At 59.2% G+C, this 6,874-nt stretch carries 8 protein-coding genes and 1 tRNA gene; 5 read left to right on the forward strand and 4 right to left on the reverse strand.

The annotated features are described in order from the left end of the window. Positions 1–263: 263 nt before the first annotated feature. Positions 264–1,475 carry a methyltransferase gene (locus M5C01_RS07485; RefSeq protein WP_152737810.1) on the forward strand — a complete coding sequence of 404 codons (1,212 nt, stop codon included), beginning with the start codon at positions 264–266 and terminating at the stop codon, positions 1,473–1,475. 302 nt (positions 1,476–1,777) lie between these two features. On the opposite strand, the gene M5C01_RS07490 is transcribed toward M5C01_RS07485, so the two are convergent. The 3 genes from M5C01_RS07490 to M5C01_RS07500 are packed head-to-tail and all read right to left on the reverse strand — an operon-like array spanning position 1,778 to position 3,349. After that, a complete protein-coding gene (locus tag M5C01_RS07490) occupies positions 1,778–2,434 on the reverse strand; it encodes an NAD(P)H-dependent oxidoreductase (RefSeq protein WP_152737811.1) in 657 nt (218 codons plus the stop codon). Further along, complete coding sequence (locus tag M5C01_RS07495; RefSeq protein WP_152737812.1) at positions 2,431–2,883, reverse strand: GNAT family N-acetyltransferase; 453 nt, start codon at positions 2,881–2,883, stop codon at positions 2,431–2,433. The genes M5C01_RS07490 and M5C01_RS07495 overlap by 4 nt, the downstream gene beginning before the upstream one ends. Continuing rightward, complete coding sequence (locus M5C01_RS07500; RefSeq protein ID WP_152737813.1) at positions 2,873–3,349, reverse strand: carboxymuconolactone decarboxylase family protein; 477 nt, start codon at positions 3,347–3,349, stop codon at positions 2,873–2,875. The genes M5C01_RS07495 and M5C01_RS07500 overlap by 11 nt, the downstream gene beginning before the upstream one ends. Before the next feature lie 166 nt (positions 3,350–3,515). Here M5C01_RS07500 and M5C01_RS07505 point away from each other — a divergent pair, with 166 nt between their 5' ends. From M5C01_RS07505 to M5C01_RS07520, 4 genes are all read left to right on the forward strand, one after another. Continuing rightward, positions 3,516–4,982 carry a PLP-dependent aminotransferase family protein gene (locus M5C01_RS07505; RefSeq protein WP_152737814.1) on the forward strand — a complete coding sequence of 489 codons (1,467 nt, stop codon included), beginning with the start codon at positions 3,516–3,518 and terminating at the stop codon, positions 4,980–4,982. Between the two features lie 56 nt (positions 4,983–5,038). Continuing rightward, positions 5,039–5,114: transfer RNA gene (locus tag M5C01_RS07510), tRNA-Thr, on the forward strand. Positions 5,115–5,282: 168 nt separating this feature from the next. Continuing rightward, positions 5,283–5,450, forward strand: coding sequence for a YhfG family protein (locus M5C01_RS07515; RefSeq protein WP_090234743.1), 168 nt, complete (start codon positions 5,283–5,285; stop codon positions 5,448–5,450). Continuing rightward, complete coding sequence (locus M5C01_RS07520) at positions 5,447–6,061, forward strand: Fic family protein (protein WP_152737815.1); 615 nt, start codon at positions 5,447–5,449, stop codon at positions 6,059–6,061. The genes M5C01_RS07515 and M5C01_RS07520 overlap by 4 nt, the downstream gene beginning before the upstream one ends. A gap of 463 nt (positions 6,062–6,524) precedes the next feature. On the opposite strand, the gene M5C01_RS07530 is transcribed toward M5C01_RS07520, so the two are convergent. After that, the gene (locus M5C01_RS07530; protein WP_100944003.1) at positions 6,525–6,857 is read right to left on the reverse strand and encodes a type II toxin-antitoxin system HicB family antitoxin; all 333 of its coding nucleotides are present in this window, start codon (positions 6,855–6,857) and stop codon (positions 6,525–6,527) included. Between the last annotated feature and the right edge of the window lie 17 nt (positions 6,858–6,874).

Here is a 6,874-nt window from a genome sequence, read left to right on the forward strand (position 1 = left end):
GACTTAAAATCCCCTGTGCCCAGCCCCTAAGGTTTTTGGTGGCTTCAAGGGCCTCTTCGCGGGCAAGCTCCGCTCCCACAATGTATTCGCGTCGTACCTGAGTCTTGAGCACAACTGAAAAACCTGTGGGAGCGGCGCTTTTGCGAGCAAGCTCTGCTCCCACAGTATTCGCGTCGTACCTGAGTCTTGAGCACAACTGAAAAACCTGTGGGAGCGGAGCTTGCCCGCGAAGACGCCAGCCTAGCCACCCCGGAACCCGCAGCATGCCCATCATCCTAAAAGGCCCCGCCCTGCAAACCCGTTTCAAGGCCTTGGACGCATTCCTCACGGCACACCGACACCTCTGGCGCCCACGCCCCTTCACCCACCTGCATCTGCCGTGGGAAACCCAACACCCGGAGCTCGCCACCTGGCTACGCCAACGCAGCCTCGACGATGCCGAAGCCAGCCACAACCACCCGGAACACCTCGCCGCCCCCGCGCCGTTTCCCGCGTTGGCTGCCGAATCCCAGGCACTGGCTACTGTCGGAACACTCCCCGACAGCGCCCTGCCCCCTGCCAATCATCGCCTGAACGTCGACGTCCCCGGGCGCAAATGGCAACAGATAGAAGCCTTCGCCAGCCGCCTGGACTTCGCCCAATCGCCCACCCACTGGCTAGATTGGTGCTCCGGCAAAGGCCACCTGGGCCGCCGTCTACTACAACCCGGCCAACACCTGACCTGCCTGGAATACGACCCGGCCCTGATCGCCAGCGGCCAGCAGCTCAGCCAGCACCACCACCTGCCGGCCCAACACCTGCAACAAGACGTCCTAGCGCCTGATGCCGCCGCCCGCCTGAACGCCGAGCACACCCCGGTCGCCCTCCACGCCTGCGGTGACCTCCACGTACGCCTGATGCAACTCGCCAGCCACGCCGGCTGCCGCCAACTGGCGATCGCCCCTTGCTGCTACAACCGCATCAGCGCCGCGAACTACCAACCTCTGTCCACTGCCGCCCAAGCCTCGACCCTGCATCTATCCCTGGACGACCTCGCCCTGCCCCTGAGCGAAACCGTCACCGCCGGTGCCCGGGTCCGCCGCCAGCGCGACACCTCCATGGCCCGGCGCCTGGCCTTCGACCTGCTGCAACGCCGTCTGCGACAAACCGACGACTACCTGCCGACACCCTCGCTACCCAGCGCCTGGCTCGATAAACCCTTCGCCGATTACTGCCACGACCTGGCCGCGCTCAAGGAGTTATCCACAGTCGGCGAGCAGAATTGGGCGGAATTGGAAACGGCAGGCTGGCAACGACTGGCGCAAGTGCGCAACCTGGAACTGCTACGCGGACTGTTCCGCCGCCCGCTGGAACTCTGGCTGGTGCTGGACCGCGCACTGTTCCTCGAAGAGCAAGGCTATGCGGTACGCCTGGGCTTATTTTGCGAAAGCCCGTTGACGCCGCGCAATCTTATGCTACTGGCAGAGCGCCATTGACCGCCCTGGCGCACGACGCAGCCTGTGGATAAGTCTGTTGATGCTTTTCCCGAAGACGCCCTGAAAACGCCGTCTACAGAGCAAAAAGCTGACTGATCATTTTTTGTTCACAAAATAAAGCAACGGAAAAACAGATAGTTGCAGCGTGATGAGAACGCGTCCACAAAATTGCATTCTCAGCGCGCCAACCACCAGTCACTTGTGCATAAGCGTTTTAGTCAACAGATATAACGCGCTTTTTTCCACATTCTGAAAACGCCACAACCCCCTGTAGGAGCTGGCTTGCCGGCGATAGCGTCGGCTCAGGTGATGCAAGACTCACTGGCCTCATCGCCAGCAAGCGGGCTCCAACAGGTTCTCGTATTAGCCTGAAGCCCCCTCAGCAATGCCTCCCGAGCGGCCAACACAGCTTGCTCAACCGCCTCACCACCACGGACAGTGCCCTCCAGATAGATAAACGTCAGCTGATGAATGCCGATGGAATTGAGGATCGCCTTTAAATAAGGCGTGAGAAAGTCCGGCTGACGAGCCTGTTCGCCCTGAATCAAGCCCCCGGAACTGACCAGCACAAAGGTCGGGCGATCCTTGAGCAGACCAAACTTCTCCCCCGCACCGTTCACCCCGAAACTGCGTTGAATACGTACCACATGATCAATCCACAGCTTCATCGCGGCGGGCAGCGTGAAGTTGTGGAGCGGTGTGCACAGCACCAGCAGATCGCTGGTCTCGAGCTCGACGATCTGCCGCTCGGACGCATGGATGGCCACGTTGTCCATGCCAGCTACCGAGGTCACGGCCGTCGCGTAGTCGCTGGTCAAGGCGGGCAGGGGGTCAGCGCCCAGTTGGCGATCCATGAGCGTGCTGATGCCCGGCCAGTCGCCCAGCACGTCAGCGGCCAAACGATAAACCCGAGCCGCCTTGCCATGGGGGCTGAAATTCAACAACAGGGCGCGGCTCATACCGCTCTCCCCGTACTGAGATCCTGGGAAAAGTGCATACCTTTAGCCAACAACCCCTGACGAAAATAGAAACGTTGCGCCAACGGCATATGCATCCCCGTGTCGAGCACCAGATAGCGATAACCCAAGGCCCGCGTGTGACGACGCACCTCCTCCAGCAGCCCGGCGCCCAGCTCGCGACGCTGTTGCGAAGCCGTCACCACCAGATCATCGACATAGACGAAGCGCCCATACAGGGTGTTCTCCGCCACCCGAAAGCCGGCCAGGCCGATCACCTGCCCGTGCTCGCGCAGCGCCAACAGGCGAAAGCCCTGCTCGCCCTGACGGAAAACCTGCTCAACAAAGGAATCCGCATCGGTCAGATGCGGCCGCAGCTCCTGCATCACCGCAAAACATTCGCGGCACTGGGATTTGTTTTCGACCAGCGCGTATTCGAGATCATTGCCCATGGGACGTTTCCCCATGCTGGCGCACGCTGGCCGGCACCAAGCGAAAACTGACGCCGACGCGGTTAAGGGCGTTCATCAGGGCGATTGCCAGGGTCAGGTCGGCCACTTCCTTTTCGCCGAACACAGCGGAAACGGCCTGGAAGTCTTCGTCCGGCACGTCGGTTGCGTGCACCCGGGTCACACTTTCGGCCCAGGCCAGGGCGGCGCATTCACGGCGGTCGAACAACGCACCGCCTTCGCGCCAGACCGGCACCAGCAATACCTTGTCGAGGCTCACGCCCAGCTTGATCAGATCCCGGGAATGCTGGCTGATGCAGAAGGCGCAGCCATTGATCTGCGAAACCCGCAGGTACACCAGGTCAATCAGGTGCGGTTCAAGCCCGCAGCTTTGCAGATAGCTTTTAACGCCGAACAGCGCTTTGTAGCCCAGGGGTGCGGCGTCGAGGTAATTGAGACGTTGAGTCATGGTTGGCTCCCGTTTGAGATGGGTGAAATCATGGGTTGCAGTCTGCGGTGCGTTGAAACCGGCCGACAGGGCCAAGATCGCGCAAGCCGTTTGGGACATGAGCGCTACTGAATCGGGCCAGCCATGGGGTTAAACTGCGTCCGTTCTGCATGACCACGGAAACCCCATGCCCATTTCCAAAGCCGCCACTGAACCGGGGTTGCCCAAATACCTGGTGGTCTATCGACGCATTCGTAGCGCTATCGATGAAGGTCAATTGCGGCCCGGTGATCGCGTGCCTTCGGTGCGCGGCCTGGCGGCAGAACTCAATCTGGCGCGGGGCACCGTCGAGGCGGCTTATGAGCTGCTGATCAGCGAGGGTTACCTGACGGCGCGTGGTCAGGCCGGGACGGTCATTGCCCTCGATCTGCCGGTGACAGCGGTCCCGAGCCCAGCAACGGAAACCGTCGAATCGCCCGAACAGGATCAACCGCTGCCCCTGCAAATGGGGCTTCCGGCACTGGATGCTTTTCCGCGAAAACTCTGGAGCCGACTGATCACCCAGCGTGCCCGGCAAACCGATATTGCCGGTCTGGGCTTCAGCGACCCGAGAGGCTACGCGCCGCTGCGCTCGGCCATTGCCACGTACCTGGGGTTGTATCGAGGCGTGCAGTGCACGCCGGACCAGGTGTTTATCTGCACCGGTTACAACGCCGTGCTCGAACTGGTTTGCGAAAGCCTGGAGATGGCGGGCCAGGGTTGCTGGTTTGAGGAACCTGGTTATGTGCATGCGCGGCAGATGTTGCTCAATCGCGGTGTGCAACTGGTGCCGGTGCCGGTGGATGCCGACGGTCTGCGGGTGGAGCACGGTATCCGCCTGAATCCGACGGCGCGACTGGCAGTGGTCACCCCGGCCCATCAGAGCCCGTTGGGCGTGGCGTTGAGTCCGGAGCGGCGCAAGGCGCTGCTGGATTGGGCGCAGGTGCAGTCGAGCTGGGTACTGGAAGACGACTATGACAGCGAGTTTCGCTATCGAGGCCGCCCGCTTCCCGCGCTGAAGAGCCAGGATGTGCATGATCGCGTGTTATACGCCGGGACCTTCAGCAAGATGCTGTTTCCGGGGTTGCGGTTGGCGTATCTGGTGGTTCCGAGGGAACAGGTCGGGCGTTTTGAACAGGTCGCCCGGCTGTGGCGCAATCGCTGCCCGGAACTGTTGCAGGCGACGGTCAGCGACTTTCTGAGTCAGGGTCACTTCACCCGGCACCTGAAGAAGATGCGCCAGCTGTACAGCATGCGTCGGGCATTGCTGGTCAAGGCGTTGGAAGAGGTGGGCAGCGGGATATTGAAGGTCGACCCGCAGGCTGGGGGCATTAATCTGCTGGTGCGGGTGTTGATTGATGTGCCGGATGTCCGCATAGCCAAGCAGGCGCGGGCGGCGGGATTATCGATTGAGCCTCTATCGCGCTGGCAGGTGGTTTCTGGGCAGGAAGGCGGGTTGTTGATGACCTTTACCAACGTGGCATCGGCCGAGCAGGCGGTTGAAATAGCCGACCGGTTGCTGATGGCGATCGAGGCGGCGCGGTCGGCGGATCAGGACAAAGCCCAGGGTTGCCGGCATGGGCGGATCACAAGAACGCCACCTTCGCAAAAATAGTCAGATATCAGGGGTTTACAGAACCTCGCCAATCGCTATAATCGTCGCCCTAACACGCCGGTATAGCTCAGTTGGTAGAGCAACTGACTTGTAATCAGTAGGTCCCGGGTTCGACTCCTGGTGCCGGCACCATATTAAAAAGCCTCGCAGCGATGCGAGGCTTTTTTTTGCCTGACGAAATGTCCTGCCAGCTTGGCTTTCGGGGGGCACGCCTCCCAAGGCGACGAGTGCCGCTGATGCGGAGCCAAACAGGTAGTTGAATAAGCTATACTCTCGGGCACCCATCCGTGGAGAGCAGACGTGGAAAAGCTGAGTTTTCAAGCCAAAAAAGCCTACTTCGCCAAACACCGTAAATCCAACTTCGCGGCCAGCTTGCGCCTCGAGGGGTTTACGACCTCCCCGAATGACGATCACAAGCTTCCCACTCGCGAAGCTGCGCTCATGGCCGTTCGGCAAATCAAAGCTTGAGTAACGACAAATACGGGGTCGATCAGGACCCCTACTGTTACCCGGGAACAGGCATCCTCAAAAATCTACTTGATTTGCATGAAGAGGACGACCTCAACGAGGCCGAACGCTATCTCACTGAAACTGCCGCAGAGCGGCTTGAGTTCATAGAGCCACCCTACAGCCTGGATACTCTGAAACAAATTCATCGCACCCTATTCTCATCTATCTATAGTTGGGCCGGCGAGATCCGGACGGTGAAGATCAGCAAAGGTGGAAATCAGTTCTGCGTCCCTGATCGCATAGAGCCGGAAGCCGCCAGAGAATTCCGAAAAATCGAGTCCAACGGCTGGTTTGAAGGCTATTCACGCGACTTGCTGGTCACAGCCGTCGCCGAGTCCTACGGTACGTTGAACGTCGCACACCCTTTCCGAGAAGGTAACGGGCGAGCCCAGCGAATGCTGTTCGAATGGATCATCGTCAACGCGGGCTACGAGATCAATTGGTGGGAAGTCGACAAACAAGAATGGATTGAAGCGAATCATCAGTCATTTCATGGTGATGATGACCAACTGATCCAGATATTTGACCGCTGTATTGGTCTGCCGATCATGGAAGACACGTACTCCTAAACACACCGAAAAAATAAATCTGAGAATCATCTGGCCGGCCTCCCCACCTCCCGCTTCCAACGCTCCTGTGAAATCCACGCGACCGGATGCGGCCCGCCTGCTCGATACCCTCGGTCTAACCCTCTCTAAAACCATCGATTACGATGACCCGTTCAGACCTACGATTTTTGCCATCCAGCCAGGTGTCCACGCTCAGGACGCACTGACCTACGTTTCAAAATTGCTCGCCGTACTCTCTCGGCAAGCACCTTAAAAAGCTGCTCAAAAAGCACTTGGTCATTGCCCCGCAATGCGGGGCTTTGGCGTTTCTGGACCTTTATTTTTGTGTTTTCAAAAAGCTGAAAACGTCCACAAAGTGTCCACACGTAAAAAATCCAAGGCTTCTTTCTGATCGATTTCGAGCGAGTCGGGACCGAATACCTAGAAAGAGATTGAGACGGCTGCGCACCTGGCGCGAGAAGGTTCAGGCGTGGACTTCGCGATCCAGGACATCAGAAACCCACTGATTGATGCTCTTGTGAGCCAATTGCGCCTTGACAGCCACTGTGGCGTGAAGCGCCGGAGCCAGTCGCAGGCTCAGATTTCCAGAGTAGGGCTTCTGTGGAGCACGACCGAGCTTGGCGCAAGTGTCGAGGTAGTCGACGACAGCCTCTTCAAACGCTGCTCGAAGCTCCTGAACCGACTCACCATGGAATCCAACGATATCTTTAATGCCTGCGATGTGACCGACAAAAAGGCCGTCCTCTTCGCTGTACTCGATTCGGGCGGCATAGCCCTGGTAATTCATCACGTTCATGGGGTAACTCCTGCTTG

The sequence above is a fragment of the Pseudomonas sp. MWU12-2319 genome, from assembly GCF_023242525.1.
GTDB classification, from domain to species: Bacteria; Pseudomonadota; Gammaproteobacteria; order Pseudomonadales; family Pseudomonadaceae; genus Aquipseudomonas; species Aquipseudomonas gingeri_D.